This window comes from Lacibacter sp. H375 (genome assembly GCF_037892425.1).
In the GTDB taxonomy this organism is placed as follows: domain Bacteria; phylum Bacteroidota; class Bacteroidia; order Chitinophagales; family Chitinophagaceae; genus Lacibacter.
Genome location: NZ_JBBKTT010000001.1, coordinates 4,601,101 through 4,615,963 on the forward strand (window position 1 = coordinate 4,601,101; position 14,863 = coordinate 4,615,963).

15 protein-coding genes are annotated in these 14,863 nt (G+C 40.3%); 6 read left to right on the forward strand and 9 right to left on the reverse strand.

Going from position 1 to position 14,863, the window contains the following annotated elements:
- Window position 1: 1 nt before the first annotated feature.
- The 4 genes from prmA to WG954_RS19740 form a co-directional block, all read right to left on the reverse strand.
- Window positions 2–820, reverse strand: coding sequence for a 50S ribosomal protein L11 methyltransferase (gene prmA / locus WG954_RS19725; RefSeq protein WP_340438670.1), 819 nt, complete (start codon window positions 818–820; stop codon window positions 2–4).
- An 89-nt stretch (window positions 821–909) separates the two neighbouring features.
- Window positions 910–3,087 (reverse strand): polyribonucleotide nucleotidyltransferase, encoded by a 2,178-nt coding sequence (gene pnp / locus WG954_RS19730; protein WP_340438671.1) that lies wholly within the window; start codon window positions 3,085–3,087, stop codon window positions 910–912.
- 159 nt (window positions 3,088–3,246) lie between these two features.
- The gene (rpsO, locus tag WG954_RS19735; RefSeq protein WP_340438673.1) at window positions 3,247–3,519 is read right to left on the reverse strand and encodes a 30S ribosomal protein S15; all 273 of its coding nucleotides are present in this window, start codon (window positions 3,517–3,519) and stop codon (window positions 3,247–3,249) included.
- 85 nt (window positions 3,520–3,604) lie between these two features.
- Entirely contained in the window at window positions 3,605–4,072 is a 468-nt protein-coding gene (locus WG954_RS19740) for a nuclear transport factor 2 family protein (RefSeq protein WP_340438675.1), read from the reverse strand.
- Window positions 4,073–4,146: 74 nt separating this feature from the next.
- On the opposite strand from WG954_RS19740, the gene WG954_RS19745 reads away from it, so the two are divergent.
- From WG954_RS19745 to WG954_RS19755, 3 genes are read left to right on the forward strand one after another with little or no spacing between them, the layout of a single operon-like run.
- Window positions 4,147–4,740, forward strand: a complete 594-nt coding sequence (locus WG954_RS19745) for a hypothetical protein (protein WP_340438676.1) — start codon at window positions 4,147–4,149, stop codon at window positions 4,738–4,740.
- Window positions 4,741–4,786: 46 nt separating this feature from the next.
- Window positions 4,787–5,929: a glycosyltransferase gene (locus tag WG954_RS19750; RefSeq protein WP_340438677.1), complete on the forward strand. Its 1,143-nt coding sequence runs from the start codon at window positions 4,787–4,789 to the stop codon at window positions 5,927–5,929.
- A complete protein-coding gene (locus WG954_RS19755; protein ID WP_340438678.1) occupies window positions 5,922–7,040 on the forward strand; it encodes a glycosyltransferase family 4 protein in 1,119 nt (372 codons plus the stop codon). Before WG954_RS19750 ends, WG954_RS19755 begins: the two co-directional genes overlap by 8 nt.
- Here the strand turns inward: WG954_RS19755 and WG954_RS19760 are convergent.
- Complete coding sequence (locus tag WG954_RS19760; protein ID WP_340438679.1) at window positions 7,021–7,707, reverse strand: cell division ATP-binding protein FtsE; 687 nt, start codon at window positions 7,705–7,707, stop codon at window positions 7,021–7,023. The two genes, WG954_RS19755 and WG954_RS19760, sit on opposite strands and share 20 nt — an antisense overlap.
- A 60-nt stretch (window positions 7,708–7,767) precedes the next feature.
- Between WG954_RS19760 and WG954_RS19765 the strand changes: the two genes are divergently transcribed.
- Complete coding sequence (locus WG954_RS19765) at window positions 7,768–8,175, forward strand: GldM family protein (RefSeq protein ID WP_340438681.1); 408 nt, start codon at window positions 7,768–7,770, stop codon at window positions 8,173–8,175.
- On the opposite strand, the gene WG954_RS19770 is transcribed toward WG954_RS19765, so the two are convergent.
- Window positions 8,172–9,344, reverse strand: a complete 1,173-nt coding sequence (locus WG954_RS19770; protein ID WP_340438683.1) for an AIR synthase related protein — start codon at window positions 9,342–9,344, stop codon at window positions 8,172–8,174. The two genes, WG954_RS19765 and WG954_RS19770, sit on opposite strands and share 4 nt — an antisense overlap.
- A gap of 71 nt (window positions 9,345–9,415) precedes the next feature.
- Here WG954_RS19770 and WG954_RS19775 point away from each other — a divergent pair, with 71 nt between their 5' ends.
- Both WG954_RS19775 and pgi read left to right on the forward strand, forming a co-directional pair.
- Entirely contained in the window at window positions 9,416–10,351 is a 936-nt protein-coding gene (locus tag WG954_RS19775) for a bifunctional riboflavin kinase/FAD synthetase (RefSeq protein ID WP_340438685.1), read from the forward strand.
- A gap of 39 nt (window positions 10,352–10,390) precedes the next feature.
- Window positions 10,391–12,019, forward strand: coding sequence for a glucose-6-phosphate isomerase (pgi, locus tag WG954_RS19780; protein WP_340438686.1), 1,629 nt, complete (start codon window positions 10,391–10,393; stop codon window positions 12,017–12,019).
- Between the two features lie 53 nt (window positions 12,020–12,072).
- Here the strand turns inward: pgi and WG954_RS19785 are convergent, their stop codons facing one another.
- The 3 genes from WG954_RS19785 to WG954_RS19795 form a co-directional block, all read right to left on the reverse strand.
- The gene (locus WG954_RS19785; RefSeq protein ID WP_340438688.1) at window positions 12,073–12,867 is read right to left on the reverse strand and encodes a M57 family metalloprotease; all 795 of its coding nucleotides are present in this window, start codon (window positions 12,865–12,867) and stop codon (window positions 12,073–12,075) included.
- Between the two features lie 168 nt (window positions 12,868–13,035).
- The gene (locus tag WG954_RS19790; RefSeq protein ID WP_340438690.1) at window positions 13,036–13,830 is read right to left on the reverse strand and encodes a M57 family metalloprotease; all 795 of its coding nucleotides are present in this window, start codon (window positions 13,828–13,830) and stop codon (window positions 13,036–13,038) included.
- 159 nt (window positions 13,831–13,989) lie between these two features.
- Entirely contained in the window at window positions 13,990–14,799 is an 810-nt protein-coding gene (locus WG954_RS19795) for a M57 family metalloprotease (RefSeq protein WP_340438691.1), read from the reverse strand.
- Between the last annotated feature and the right edge of the window lie 64 nt (window positions 14,800–14,863).

Sequence of the window (14,863 nt, forward strand, 5' to 3'; positions counted from 1 at the left end):
CTTAGCTTACTTTCTGAAATAACAAAGCACTCCAGTTATTGCGATCGGATGATGTAATCAAATTCAAGTGATGAGCATTTGCAGCATCAATGAGTAATTGATTTTCTTCTTTATAAAATCCACTGATGATGATAAGACCTCCGTTGCTGAGTGATGCAGCCATGGTGCCCATGTACTGTAATAAAATATGACGATTGATGTTAGCCAGTATAATATCGAATTGTTGTGTTGATGGAACATCAGCTTTTTGTACGGTAATGTTTTTGCAAAGATTGGTTTCAACGTTTTCAATTGAGTTTTCAATGCACCAATCATCGTTATCAACGGCAAGCACCGATGATGCGCCTAATTTTTCTGCAAGGATAGCCAGCACGGCTGTACCGGATCCAAAATCAAAAACAGATTTGTTGCTGAAATCAATCGCCTGCATCAGTTTCATCACCTGCCAGGTTGTTGCATGATGGCCCGTACCAAAACTCATCTTTGGTGTGATCACAATTTGATGTTGCACTGTTGTAACAGGTTGGTGAAAGTGTGCACGCACAGCAACAAACTCATCAACAATAACAGGCTCATAGCTACTCTCCCATTCTGCATTCCAGTTTTTGGGGGCAATCAGCTCCTTCGTATACTCCACCCCGTAAGGTTGTAACAAGTCATTCAATTGTTTCTCGTCGTAAATATCTTCATTGATGTATGCGTTCAGTTCGTTTCCAGTTTCTTCAAAACCATCATATCCTTCTTCGCTTAACAGTGCAAGCAGGATTTCCTGTTGTTCTTCGTTTGCAACAGACAGTGTTATCTTGATATAATTATTCATAATAAAATGCGGTGCAGGTATGGTATACCTTGTAATAAAAAAAGTCCCGCTTTTCAGCGGGACTGTAAAGGTCATTTATTTAAATGAAATTAAAGACGCTCTTCGCCATTACTCTCATCCTGCTTTGGCTGAACCTGCGGGCGTGGTGCTGCATCTGGTTTTGGCATCAACGCTTTGCGGCTAAGTTTAAACTTACCGGTACGAGGATCTAAACCAATCAATTTTACTTTCACAACATCACCAACATTCAGTACACCCTCCATACTGTCTAAACGTTTCCAGCTTATTTCACTGATGTGTAATAAACCTTCTTTCTTAGGCAGGAATTCTACAAAGGCGCCGAACTCTTTAATTCCTTTTACGGTTGCTTCATATACAGCACCTACTTCAGGAACCATTACAATACCTTTCACCCAAGCCACAGCTTTATCCAAACCTGTTTTCTCTTGTGAGAAGATACTTACTTCACCGTAGTTTCCTACTTCTTCAATTGTAATTGTCGTTCCTGTTTCACGCTGAATTTCCTGGATCACTTTACCACCGGGTCCGATAACTGCACCAATAAATTCTTTATCGATGATCAGTTTCTCCATACGTGGTGCATGTGGTTTCACCTCAGGACGGGCTTCGGCTATGCATTCATACATCGCATCAAGAATGTGTAAGCGACCTGCTTTTGCCTGGTTCAATGCTTCACGCATTACATCCATGCTTAAACCATCTACTTTAATATCCATCTGCACACCGCAAATACCTTCACGTGTACCGGTTACTTTAAAATCCATATCTCCGAGATGATCTTCATCACCAAGGATATCAGTTAAAATTGCATACTTACCATCGCCACGTGTAATCAATCCCATTGCAACACCACTCACGTGTTTTTGCACTGGCACACCTGCATCCATCAACGCCAATGAACCCGCACAAACAGTTGCCATAGAAGATGAACCGTTTGATTCAAGAATATCACTCACTACACGAACTGTGTATGGATATTCGCTACCCGGCATCATTTGTTTTAATGAACGTTGTGCAAGCATACCGTGACCAATTTCACGACGACCGGCACCACGCATCATTTTCACTTCACCTGTTGAGAATGGAGGGAAATTATAATGCAGGAAAAATTTTGAATAGTTACTGTTAGCAGCACTCTCCACCAACAATTCATCAAGCTTAGTGCCTAACGTTACTGTTGTTAAGGATTGTGTTTCACCACGTGTAAACAAAGCAGAACCGTGTGGAGTTGGTAATGGTTCAATTTCCATTGCAAGCGGACGCACCTGATCTAACTTACGACCATCCAAACGTACACGATCTTCAAGGATCATGTCACGCACCACTTCCCACTTCAGATCTTCATAATATTTCTTGGCTAATTTTTTCTCAAGATCTGTTGCTTCTTCACCAAGACTGGCAACTAATTCTTCTTTCAGTTTGCTGTAGGCCTCACTGCGTTCATTCTTAGCACTACCAGCCTTTGAAATAGCATATATCTTTTCTTTTGCAAAAGCGATCACCTTCTGGTTAATTTCTTCATTACCTTCAGGTTTTTTGTACTCACGCTTACCGGTAACACCTTTTGCATCTCTTAATTCAGCCTGTGCTTTAATCTGAATGCGGATAGCATCATGTGCCATTTGCAATGCGTTAACGAGATCTTCTTCACTGCATTCTTTTGCTTCACCTTCCACCATCATCAGGTTCTTTTCTGTAGCTGCAATGATGAATTCAGAAGTTGCTCTTGCTAATTGTGAACGTGTTGGGTTGATGACCATTTCTCCATCAACATTTGCAATGCGTACTTCAGAAATAATTTCTTTGATAGGAATATCTGAAACAGCCAATGCTGCAGATGCAGCCAAACAAGCTAACGCATCAGGCATAACCTCTGCATCAGATGAAACAAGGCTTATCAACACCTGTACATCGCATAAATAATCTTCGGGAAATAACGGACGTAAAGCACGGTCGATCAAACGACTGGTAAGAACTTCATAATCGTTTAATCTTGCTTCACGCTTAAAAAATGAACCGGGTATACGACCGGCAGAAGCGAATTTTTCCTGGTAGTCTACTGACAATGGGAAGAAATCCTGGCCTTCTCTCGGTTCTTTATTGGCTACAACTGTTGCAAGGATAATACAGTTGCCTTGGCGAACAGTTACAGCACCATCGGCCTGGCGGGCAAGCTTACCGGTTTCAATGGTAACAATTCGGCCACCACCCAGATCGAATGACTTACTGATAGGTTGTGATAACATAGAACATGTTGTTTGTGAATTGACAAGCAGGCAGGCGGGAAGAAAGCCGTACAGGCAATTCTGTGATAAATTTAATTGAAGGGAGAAACCTGTAAGAAAAACAAAATTCCCAACCGCATTAAATGTGTTGGGAATAATGATTTATTTACATATCCGTAATTATTTACGGAGTCCGAGTTTCTCAATAAGTGCACGGTAACCCTGGAGGTTTGTTTTGCTCAGGTAACTGAGTAAGCTTTTGCGCTCACCTACCAGTTTCATCAAACCACGGTTAGTAGAGAAATCTTTTTTGTTCTCTTTCTGGTGAGTGGCGATGTGGTTAATACGCTCAGTAAGAAGAGCGATCTGTCCTTCAATAGAACCAGTGTTTTTTTCTGATCCACCGTACTTTGCAAAAATGCTTGCTTTTTTTTCTTTTGTAATTGCTGACATCTCAGATTTTTTTAATTGACATCCAAATTTTTCATCTATAAATTGGCGGCAAAGGTAGGGGAAAAGTCTGTAAAATTGGTAAATCTCAAGCTGAAAAATTCCTAGAAAGGTAGCGAGTGAGGCCTTCCCGGGCAGTTTTTTGTACTTTTTTCCTGAAAAATGAGGTGCCCCCCAGCAATTTCCCTTTTAAGCCCATGGCCTGACCAGCCCATTTATGCAGATCGAAACTGTCTGTATGGCGGTAGATCTTTCCATCTTTAAACTGAAATTCAGCGTGAATACGGTTGATGACCCTCCGGCCCGTGGTTGAAAAAATGTACATAGCCACCCAATCTGCACTACCTGTTTGCTCATTTGCCTGCGCATGACTGTAGGTAATTTCCATCTCCCCCTTGCTTCTTTCAATAAGCATCTGCCACATGGCAGGCACTTCTTTTCCCTTCAGGCCTACAAATACCTCGTCGGTAAACTCGGCTTCGGGATGGTAACAGGCTGCCATCGTTTGTCCATCACCACGGCCAAAAGCTGAGTAAAATGTTTCGATAATATTCATCCATTCAAGGTAGAAATTCAATTGCAAAATTTCGCTATTCTTTCTTTATTTATCTTTCACGCAAAAAAAAACCGATGCACCACTTCTACAGTTTACTACTCTTACTCATCTGCTTTGAAGCCGCATCTCAGGAAAATCGTAATACCGGCAAACTTGCAACAGTAACCATCATTTCGCCCGGCATTAGTTATGAGCATCCTGTATCAAATAAGTTTACTATAAAAGGGAGAGCTGCATTTATAATTGGCTGGTCTTTCTCAACGTCTTCATCATTTGGTTCATCATATTCGTTAGCACCAACTGGTTTAGTGGCAAGTCAGCTTCGCTACTATTACAATTTCGCTTTGCGTGAGCAAAAAGAAAAAAATACTGCACGTAATTCTGCCAACTATATTTCATTTGTTGCCAAATATGAATATTCAGGTATTACTTATAGATATGGCGACTCATTTATGGAATCACTAGGCGGCCCGAGAAATTATTCAATCAAACGAGCTTTACATATGCCCAATCTTGGAATTGTTTGGGGAATACAACGCAATTACAAAAATCGTTTCAGTATTGATTGCAGTGTTGGACCAAGCCTATATACGCCGTTTGCAAACAATGAATTCACATTGATCGGCGACATTTCTATCGGGTTATGGCTTGGCAGGAAATCTAAATAATGATTGAACATTCTATTTCATTAATTTGCGCCAAACCAAAGACCGCTTGGCAAGCATTACTTGTACAGTAACCAATGACCTTACCTACGATCAACGGATGATCCGTATCTGCACAACGCTTGCACGACAAGGACATACGGTAACCCTTGTTGGCCGTAAATTGAAACAATCTGCAGCAATACAACAACAGCCATTTATCCAACAAAGACTTTATTGCTTTTTTACTAAAGGACCTTTATTTTATGCGGAATACAATCTTCGGTTGTTTTTCTGGTTGCTGTTTAAAAAAGCCGATTGCATTTGTGCGAACGATCTTGATACTATCCTCCCCTGTTTATTTGCATCACATCTGAAAGGAAGTAAACGGGTGTATGATGCGCATGAATTGTTTTGCGAGATGAAGGAAATCGTTACACGCCCCTCCCGCTATAAAATGTGGAAATGGATCGAACGGTATGCTGTTCCGAAATTTACGCATGGTTATACTGTGTGTGAACCAATTGCACGGGAATTTGAAAAGATGTATGGGGTGAAATATGAGGTTGTGCGGAATGTTCCGTTTAAAACAAATTCCAAAAACCAAAATTCAGAAGACAATGAACAAGGATCAAGGGAAAAGGAACAAGAAACTTCAAACTACAAACCACAAACTTTCTTCCTCTATCAAGGTGCAGTAAACGAAGGCCGCAGTTTCGAAACTTTGATCCCTGCTATGAAACATGTTGATGTGCCATTGCATATTTATGGTGATGGCAACTTTATGGATCAAACGAAAAGTTTAACTGCAGCAAATGATTTGCAGAATAAAGTGCTGTTGAAGGGAAAAATAAAACCTGCCGAGTTGAGAGAAATTACTGCAACTGCTTATGCAGGCATAACGCTGTTTGAAAATAATGGCCTGAGTAATTATCTTTCACTGGCCAATCGTTTTTTTGATTACATACAGGCCGGCATTCCGCAATTATGTATGGATTATCCTGCATACAGGCAGATCAATGATCGATTTGCAGTTGCTTTGCTTATACCTGATACCAGGGAAGAAAGCATTGCAAAAGGATTAAACCTTTTACTGTCTGATGCTGTTCTATATGCACAACTGAAAGAAAACTGTAAACATGCTGCTGCAAGTTTGAACTGGCAGGAAGAAGAAAAAATATTAATTCAATTTTATAAAGGGTTACTTGGATAAACACTTACATATCGTTTCGTTTGATGTTCCATATCCTGCCGATTATGGCGGCATTGTTGATGTGTTTTATAAGATAAAAGCATTACATGAATTGGGAGTTAAAGTTTACTTGCATTGTTTTGAATATGGACGTGGCGCACAACCAGAACTCGATAAATATTGTGAGGAAGTGCATTATTATGCACGCCAGGAAGGCCATAAAGGTTTTTCATTGCAACTACCTTATATAGTTGCGTCACGGAACGATGAAGAATTATGGAAACGTTTAAATGCAGATGATCATCCTGTTTTATTTGAAGGTGTTCATTGCACCTATGGCATTTCAAACGGAGCGATAACAAAAAAGAATATTGCGATACGGTTGCATAATACTGAGTTTCAGTATTATAAGCAATTAGGTAAATGGGAATCTTCTTTAGTACGTAAAGCATACATGAATCATGAAAGCCGTTTACTGAAACGTTATGAAGAAAAATTAAAAGATCACCTAATTCTTTCTTTGTCACAGGAAGATTGCACAACCTATCGCAAACTATTTAAAGCAACTGATATTCATTACCTGCCTGCATTTATACCAACCTGTATGGTAACGAGTAAAACCGGCAAAGGCAATTTCATTCTCTATCACGGTAACCTTTCTGTAGCTGAAAATGAAAAAACAGCAATGTGGTTACTTGAAAAAATTTTCAGAGACCTCGACATACCGTTTGTAATTGCTGGGAAAAATCCATCAGATAAATTAGTTGAGCTATCACATAAATGGCCACATACCTGCATTGTTGCAAATCCGAGTGAAGTGGAGCTGAATGATCTTATTCAAAAAGCACAGCTGCATATTCTTCCATCGTTCACACAATCAGGCATTAAATTAAAATTACTGAACGCTTTATTCAAAGGCAGGCATGTATTAGCGAATGACGCCATGATCAATGGAACAGGACTTGAACAGGCTTGTCAAAAAGCAAACAACACGACTGAATTCAAGTATCATGCTTTCCGTTTATTTCACAAAGAATTTACGGATGATGATATACAGTTAAGAGAAGGGCTGTTACAGCAACAGTTCAACAATAAAAAAAATGCAATGGAGCTTATGCGTGTTCTACAGTAGCATTATCCCACACTTTTCCGGCTTCTGTTTTCACCATACGTGCAGGGAATTTTTTGATCACCATAAAATCATGTGTTGCCATTATAACCGTTGTGTTATAATCCTTGGCTACCTGTATCAGCAGGTTCATGATCTCATCGCTTGTTTCGGGATCGAGGTTACCCGTAGGCTCATCGGCCAATATTAGTTTAGGTGAGTTGAGCAAAGCACGTGCAATATCAACACGTTGCTGTTCGCCACCACTCATTTCAAATGTCATTTTAAATCCTTTCGACTTCAACCCCACTTTATCCAACACATCATTGATCTTTTCTTCCATCAGGTTTTCATCTTTCCAGCCTGTTGCCTTCAGGACAAACTTTAAGTTCTCATGCACATTGCGGTCAGTGAGTAGTTGAAAATCCTGGAATACCACTCCAAGGCTACGACGAAGAAAAGGAACTTTCTTCCAATCCATTTCACGTAAATTAAATCCAGCCACTGTTGCGTCGCCTTCCGTTAAAGGCAATTCACCATACAATGTTTTTAACAACGATGATTTACCAGTGCCTGTTTTACCAACGAGGTAAACAAACTCGCCTTGATTCACGGTAAGATTCACATCATGGAGAATAAGGTTTCCGCTCTGATATATGTTAACGTTCTTTATTTCTACTATTGGAGGCATTCTTTTTAGCTTTTGGCAAAAGTATGTAAATTAGAATCAAATAAAAGCTTCCGGCAAATCATGAAAAACATATTAACGCTGCTTTTGCTGATTTCGATCAACCATGTATTTGCACAATCTACCAGTTCCGGCACAGCCTCGCAAACAATAAAAGACCCTGTAGCATCAGTTGCCGGATCATCGGGTGGAAAAATAGCAGCAACAATTTTTAAAGCGGCAAAAAAGATAGACGTGACAGGCCCTGATACTTCTGCCGTGGTTACATCTTTCACTATTTATTTTCAAGGCAAAGGTTTTGAAACAGCACCGGGTATGTTAGAAAACATCAAGGGCAATCTCTTTACGAAAGATGTTATCCGTTTACTTGAAAGATCTGCTCCCGGCACAACCGTTACAATTGACGAAATAAAGGTTTGGTACAATAATGTAAACAAGAAAGTGCCCTCACTTATTTTTATTTTGTACTAAAATACCAATTCCTCATCCCTCAACTTAATCACCAACTCTTTCTTCTCACTCGCCTCTACCCTGCCAATCACCTGTGCATCTACACCAAATGATTTTGAGATGTTGATCAATGTATCAGCATCTTTTTCGTTTGTATAGATCTCCAGCCGTGTGCCCATGTTGAATACCTGGTACATTTCACGTGCATCAGCACCCGAAGCATCCTTGATCAAATCAAAAATGATTGGCGGGGTAAAGAGATTGTCCTTCACGATCTTCATCGGGCCTGGTAAATATTTCAGGCATTTGGTTTGTCCGCCACCACTGCAATGGATCAAGCCATGCACTGCATCAAAATGATGTTGCAGTATTTCTTTAAGTACAGGTGCAAATGTTCTTGTTGGAGAAAGAAGTAAACGACCGATCAAGGAAGTTTCACCATTTGGCAATTGCACTTCATCGGCCAACCGATGTTTACCTATATACACGACATCATCACTCAACTTCGATTCAAATGTTTCAGGGAAATGATGCGCATAATATTTTTCCAGCACATCATGTCTTGCACTTGTTAATCCATTACTTCCCAAACCGCTGTTGTAAGATGTTTCATAATTCGCCTGTCCAAATCCTGCCAATCCAACGATCACATCACCAGCTTTGATCTTATCATTACTGATCACTTTATTCTTTGGCCAGCGTGCTGTCATGGTGCCGTTCACAGCAATGGTGCGCACCACATCACCCACATCAGCAGTTTCGCCACCGAGATAATGAATGTTTACGCCATACTCTTTCAACTGTGCAAACAACTCTGCAGAACCATTAATGATCTGCTCCAGCACTTCACCCGGAATAAGTGTTTTGTTACGATCAACCGTTGAGGAAAATAAAATATTATCGTAGATACCAACGCAAAGCAGGTCATCCAGGTTCATTACAATTGCATCCTGTGCAATGCCTTTCCAAACAGATGCGTTACCGGTTTCTTTCCAATACAAATAGGCAAGAATACTTTTGGTTCCGGCACCATCAGCATGCGTTACATTCACCCAATCAGCATCACCACCTAAATAATCGGGATAGAGTTTGCAAAATGCGTTAGGATATAATCCCTGATCGAGATGTTCTACTGCCTTGTGTACTTCTTCCTTTTGTGCCGAAACGCCCCGTTTATTGTATAATGACATGCCGCTTTGTTTATGAGCGGCAAAACTAACACTTCCACACTTCAAATGTGTTACTTTTGTGCCTTCAAATTATGAAGGTTTACAGAAGTTTGCAGCAGTTGCCCGTTTTTACGAATGCCGTTGTTACAATCGGCACTTTCGATGGTGTGCATCTTGGTCACCAGCAAATCATCCGGCAATTGTGTGCCGAAGCAAAGGAAAATGGAGGCGAATCGGTCCTCATCAGCTTTTACCCACACCCCCGCAAAATTGTTCAGCCCGATCGGTATGTTGCCGAACTCACCACACTTGAAGAGCGTATTGAATTATTGAAACAGCAGGGGTTAGATAACCTTGTTGTGGTTCCCTTCAACAAAGAATTTTCGGAACAAACGGCGCAGCAATACATTAAAAACTTCCTGGTCGACAGGTTTCATCCATCACTTATTATTATTGGTTACGATCATAAGTTTGGCAATAAACGTGAAGGCGACTATCGATTGCTGGAGCAAATGGGTGAACAATATAATTACTTGGTAAAAGAAATACCGCAGCAGCTAAGGAACGAAGTAATTGTAAGCTCAACCAAAATACGGGAGGCCATCGGTAAAGGAGAAATAGAGAAAGCCAATCAATTGTTAGGTTATACTTATTTCTTTCGTGGATATGTGGTTGAGGGAAATAAGCTTGGCCGCAAGTTGGGCTACCCTACTGCTAATTTGCAGATACAGGATGCCGATAAATTAGTACCTGCCAACGGCGTATATGCAGTACAGGCACAAGTAGAAGGTGAACCAAGAATTTTAATGGGAATGATGAATATTGGCACAAGACCTACAGTTGATGGTTCACAAAAAACAATTGAAGTAAACCTGTTTGATTTTGCTGAAGACATTTATAACCGTCATTTGAAAGTGTTTGTAAAATATCATTTGCGTGATGAAGTGAAGTTTGACGGACTTGATAAACTGATCGAACAATTGCACAAAGACAAAGAGGTAACATTGAGTAAATTAGCCGACGGCTGATTAATCAACAAACATAACATACGATAAAATTTAACTAACATGCTCTCATCGATTAACCCAACTACAACCAACGCCTGGCAACAATTGACTGCTCATGCCGCACAAATGAAAAAAGTGCATATGCGTGATTTGTTTAAAGCGGATGCCGATCGTTTTAAAAAATTCAGCACTTGTGAAAATGAACTGGTGTTTGATTATTCAAAGAATATCATCACTGAAGAAACCGTGCAGTTGCTGTTACAGTTAGCTGATGAATGCAAAGTGAAAGAAGCCATTGATAAAATGTTTGGTGGCGATGTGATCAATCATACTGAAAAGAGAGCTGTACTTCATACTGCACTTCGCAATTTTTCAACTAAAGAAGTGTTGGTTGATGGCAAGAATGTAATGCCCGACATTAAACGTGTGTTGGAACAGATGAAAAATTTCTGCGGCAACATACACAGCGGCGAGTGGAAAGGTTATACGGGTAAGAAAATAAAATACATCGTCAATATTGGTATTGGTGGCAGTGATCTTGGCCCGGTAATGATCACCGAAGCGCTAAAGCCTTATTGGGTGGATGGAATTGAAACGTATTTTGTAAGCAATGTTGATGGAACACATATTGCTGAAACCTTGAAGAAGGTTACACCTGATGAAACGTTATTCCTGGTTGCATCGAAAACATTTACCACACAGGAAACCATGACCAATGCGCACAGCGCAAGAAACTGGTTCCTGCAACATGCAAAAGATGAAGCACATGTGGCCAAACATTTTGCTGCTTTATCTACCAATGAAAAAGATGTGGTGAAGTTTGGTATTGATAAGGCCAACATGTTTGAATTCTGGGATTGGGTTGGTGGTCGTTACAGCTTGTGGAGTGCTATTGGTCTATCTATCGCTTTAACCATCGGCTATAATAATTTTGAAGAATTACTGAAAGGTGCTTTCCAGGCCGATGAACATTTCAAAACAGAAAGCTTCGATAAAAATATTCCGGTGATCATGGCATTGCTGGGCATATGGTATGTAAACTTCTTTGATGCAAAGAGCGAAGCTATTCTCCCCTACGATCAATACCTGCATCGCTTCGCTGCTTATTTTCAACAAGGCAACATGGAAAGTAATGGTAAGTATGTTGATCGTAGTGGCAACAAAGTAGGATATAGCACCGGGCCGATTATTTGGGGTGAGCCTGGCACCAACGGTCAGCACTCATTTTATCAATTAATTCACCAGGGTACACATTTAATCCCTGCAGATTTTATTGCACCTGCGATCAGTCATAATCCGCTGAGCGATCATCATCCAAAACTCATGAGTAATTTCTTTGCACAAACAGAAGCACTCATGAATGGTAAATCAAAAGAAGAAGTAATTGCTGAAGGAGTAAAAGAAGAATTGATTCCTTATAAAGTGTTTGAAGGCAATCGCCCCACCAACTCTATTCTGCTAAAGAAGATAACGCCATTTACCTTGGGTGAATTAGTAGCACTGTATGAACACAAGATCTTTGTGCAAGGTGTTATCTGGAATGTTTACAGCTTCGATCAATGGGGTGTGGAACTGGGCAAGCAACTGGCAAATAAAATTCTGCCAGAATTAACAGATGACGCTGCCGTCTCATCGCATGATGCATCTACTAACGCACTCATCAATTTGTATAAGAACTTCCGCAAATAAGAAAAGCCTCCCGCTAAAAACGGGAGGCTTTCTTTATCAATTTGGTTACTTGATTAATACAAGTAACCTAATGCAGTAATATCATTAGCGTTAAACGGACGGTTTACACCATTTCCGATACAAGCAAGCATCCAGCTGTTTGGATCAGCTGCTGTTGGTGTACCGGGAATATGCACTGCACCAACTGTGCTTGCACCTTCATTATACTTTCTGCCACCGCAGCTATATTGACGGTTCATATAATCTGTGTGACGGAAGCCAATACAATGACCAATTTCATGCGCAAGAATCGATACAACAGTATTTGTATTCCATGTGTCTAAATAAGAACGGTTCACTAAAACTGAGTTGTGAGGATTACCGGCTGAAGTTGGGAAACCTGCTGAAGCCAAGTAACCTGCACCTGTTGGTGCAGCGGAAATAACAATATCTCCTCCTGATGTAACCCGTTGGAAGGTGAGCGTTAATCCTAATGCATTGTAACGTGCAATAGCTGCATCAGTGTTGGTTACATAAGCAGAAGGCAGACTGCTGCTAACAGATACAGTTATAGTACGAGGCAAAGATGTTACAAGATTTGTTGTTCGGTACTGTTCTTCGTTGGCAACAACAAGATTCGGGCTGGTTGATACTTTGCCAAGATCGGCACGTGGAATGAAAATATCGCCTTCCACAATAAAACCATCAGATTCAACCATAACACCATCAGTTGAAAAACCCATGGAAGCGATCTGGTTTAATTCTTCCTGTGAAACTTCAGTTTTGGTTGTCTTTACATCTTTTTGACAGGAAACAAAAAGTACGGACATCGAAATTGCGGCAACAAATGCCATTTTCATTTTCTTCATGCTTGTTAATTGTTTAGGTTTTAAAAACGAAGATTGAATATAAAGAAAAATCCGACAATTCATGAGTGCCGATTTACTCTTTTTTAAACATGAAAATTCATTAAAGCAGTGGTATAAAAAAACACTCTCAAATTTGAGAGTGTTCAAATTCATTTTTAAGCCCTGTAGTTAATAAAGGTAATTTAAAGCTGTTTTATCATTATTATTGAAGGGACGATTGGTTGAAGCGCTTAAACAAGCCAACATCCATGAACCAGGATCAGCGCCAGTTGGTGTATTTGGAATATGAATTGCTCCAACAGAGCCAGCGCCTTCGTTTACATTTGAACCACAGCTTGAACGGGTGGCATAATCAGTGTGACGGAAACCGATGCAATGGCCCATTTCATGTGCAACAACAGTTGTTACAAATCCAATACTATAACCTGAAGTGTACGTACGAGCATATTTAATTGTTCCGTATGGATTTCCACCGCTTGGAAATCCTGCAGAAGCTATATATTGGCCAGTGTTTACAACACTGATATTAATGTTACCACCACCGCTTGTTCCTGTGTATTGAAATGTTAAACCAAGATTTTCGGCATTGTAACGGGCGATTGCTCCTTGAACGCCATCAATAAGTAACTGGCTAATATTTCGGCCGCTAAGACTAACAGTAATCGTTCTTGGGCTACCGGTAACAAGATTAGTTGTGTGATACTGTTCTTCGTTTGGAACAAACAGACTTTGAGTTACTTTCTTAGTAGAAAGATCCGAAGGTGAAAGGAATATATCTCCTTCAACAATATAACCTCCCTCGTCGGCAATAACACCCGAAGTTGAAAATCCAAGATCAGCGATCTTACTCAATACATCCTGTGATACTTCTGTATTTACTGCATCCTCTTTCGCTTTGGAACAGGCCACAATAAATAATGCTGCAAATGCAGCAACAGCAACGATCGAAAATAGTTTTCTCATGTCTTAAATGTTTAGGTTTAGAATAGACTCTTAAATTAAACAAAATAATTGAAGTTTCAAGGGAATACAGGTATCGTAAAACTACGTACCGCTATATTTCCTGTAAGATAAAGGCACTCTGCATGTGCAGAATGCCTTTACCTATTTAATAGAACTCAATTAATAAACGTAATTCAATGCTGTTTGATCAGCACTTGTAAACGGACGGTTGAATGAAGAAGATGTACTTCCGCAAGCGAGCATCCATGAACCGGCACTAGGACCGGTTGGAGTACCCGGAATATGAATGGCGCCAACGCCTGCAGACCCTTCATTAACTGCAGAACCGCCACAACTGTAAGAGCGGTTCATATAATCTGTATGGCGAAACCCGATGCAATGCCCCATTTCATGTGCAATGGTAGTTGCCAATGCATTCACTGCAATACTTGGTGTGTACCAATATGTATTCATTTGGATCTGACTGTATGGATTACCCGAACTTGTTGGAAAACCGGCCGAACCTAATGTATTACTTACCTGGTAATAGGTAACGATATTAATGTTTGCTGAAGTTGATCCCGTTACCCGTTGAAAACGCACACGCAGGTTCAATGCATTGTAACGACGGATGGCCTCATCTGTAGCCGATACAAAATTTGCCTGTGTTGTATTCAGCTTTACTGTTAGCGTTCTTGGCAAACCAGTTACGAGATTCGTAGTGCGATAATGTTCTTCATTAGCATAGATGAGTTCGTTTGAAGTTGGCGTATGCCGGAGGTTTTCGTTGGTAAGAAGAATATCTCCTTCAACAAGGTAGCCACCATTCGTTTGTACAACGCCTTCCGTTGAAAAACCCTGGGCAGCAATTTGATTTAAAACATCCTGTGACACTTCAGTATCAGAAGTTTCTTTGGCAGCTTTCTTACAGGCTACGATAAACAACGCTGAAAATGCAACAGCGGTGAATACAAAAACAATTTTTCTCATGTTAACTTGTGTTTAGGTTGAAAAATGATTGACGCTTTAAATTATTTATTTTTATCAAGTATTA

Bases quoted from the DNA above. Each gene is read 5' to 3' on its own strand.
- prmA (WP_340438670.1), bottom strand. From the start codon at position 820: ATGAATAATTATATCAAGATAACACTGTCTGTTGCAAACGAAGAACAA.
- pnp (WP_340438671.1), bottom strand. From the start codon at position 3,087: ATGTTATCACAACCTATCAGTAAGTCATTCGATCTGGGTGGTGGCCGA.
- rpsO (WP_340438673.1), bottom strand. From the start codon at position 3,519: ATGTCAGCAATTACAAAAGAAAAAAAAGCAAGCATTTTTGCAAAGTAC.
- WG954_RS19740 (WP_340438675.1), bottom strand. From the start codon at position 4,072: ATGAATATTATCGAAACATTTTACTCAGCTTTTGGCCGTGGTGATGGA.
- WG954_RS19745 (WP_340438676.1), top strand. From the start codon at position 4,147: ATGCACCACTTCTACAGTTTACTACTCTTACTCATCTGCTTTGAAGCC.
- WG954_RS19760 (WP_340438679.1), bottom strand. From the start codon at position 7,707: ATGCCTCCAATAGTAGAAATAAAGAACGTTAACATATATCAGAGCGGA.
- WG954_RS19765 (WP_340438681.1), top strand. From the start codon at position 7,768: ATGAAAAACATATTAACGCTGCTTTTGCTGATTTCGATCAACCATGTA.
- WG954_RS19770 (WP_340438683.1), bottom strand. From the start codon at position 9,344: ATGTCATTATACAATAAACGGGGCGTTTCGGCACAAAAGGAAGAAGTA.
- WG954_RS19775 (WP_340438685.1), top strand. From the start codon at position 9,416: ATGAAGGTTTACAGAAGTTTGCAGCAGTTGCCCGTTTTTACGAATGCC.
- pgi (WP_340438686.1), top strand. From the start codon at position 10,391: ATGCTCTCATCGATTAACCCAACTACAACCAACGCCTGGCAACAATTG.
- WG954_RS19785 (WP_340438688.1), bottom strand. From the start codon at position 12,867: ATGAAGAAAATGAAAATGGCATTTGTTGCCGCAATTTCGATGTCCGTA.
- WG954_RS19790 (WP_340438690.1), bottom strand. From the start codon at position 13,830: ATGAGAAAACTATTTTCGATCGTTGCTGTTGCTGCATTTGCAGCATTA.
- WG954_RS19795 (WP_340438691.1), bottom strand. From the start codon at position 14,799: ATGAGAAAAATTGTTTTTGTATTCACCGCTGTTGCATTTTCAGCGTTG.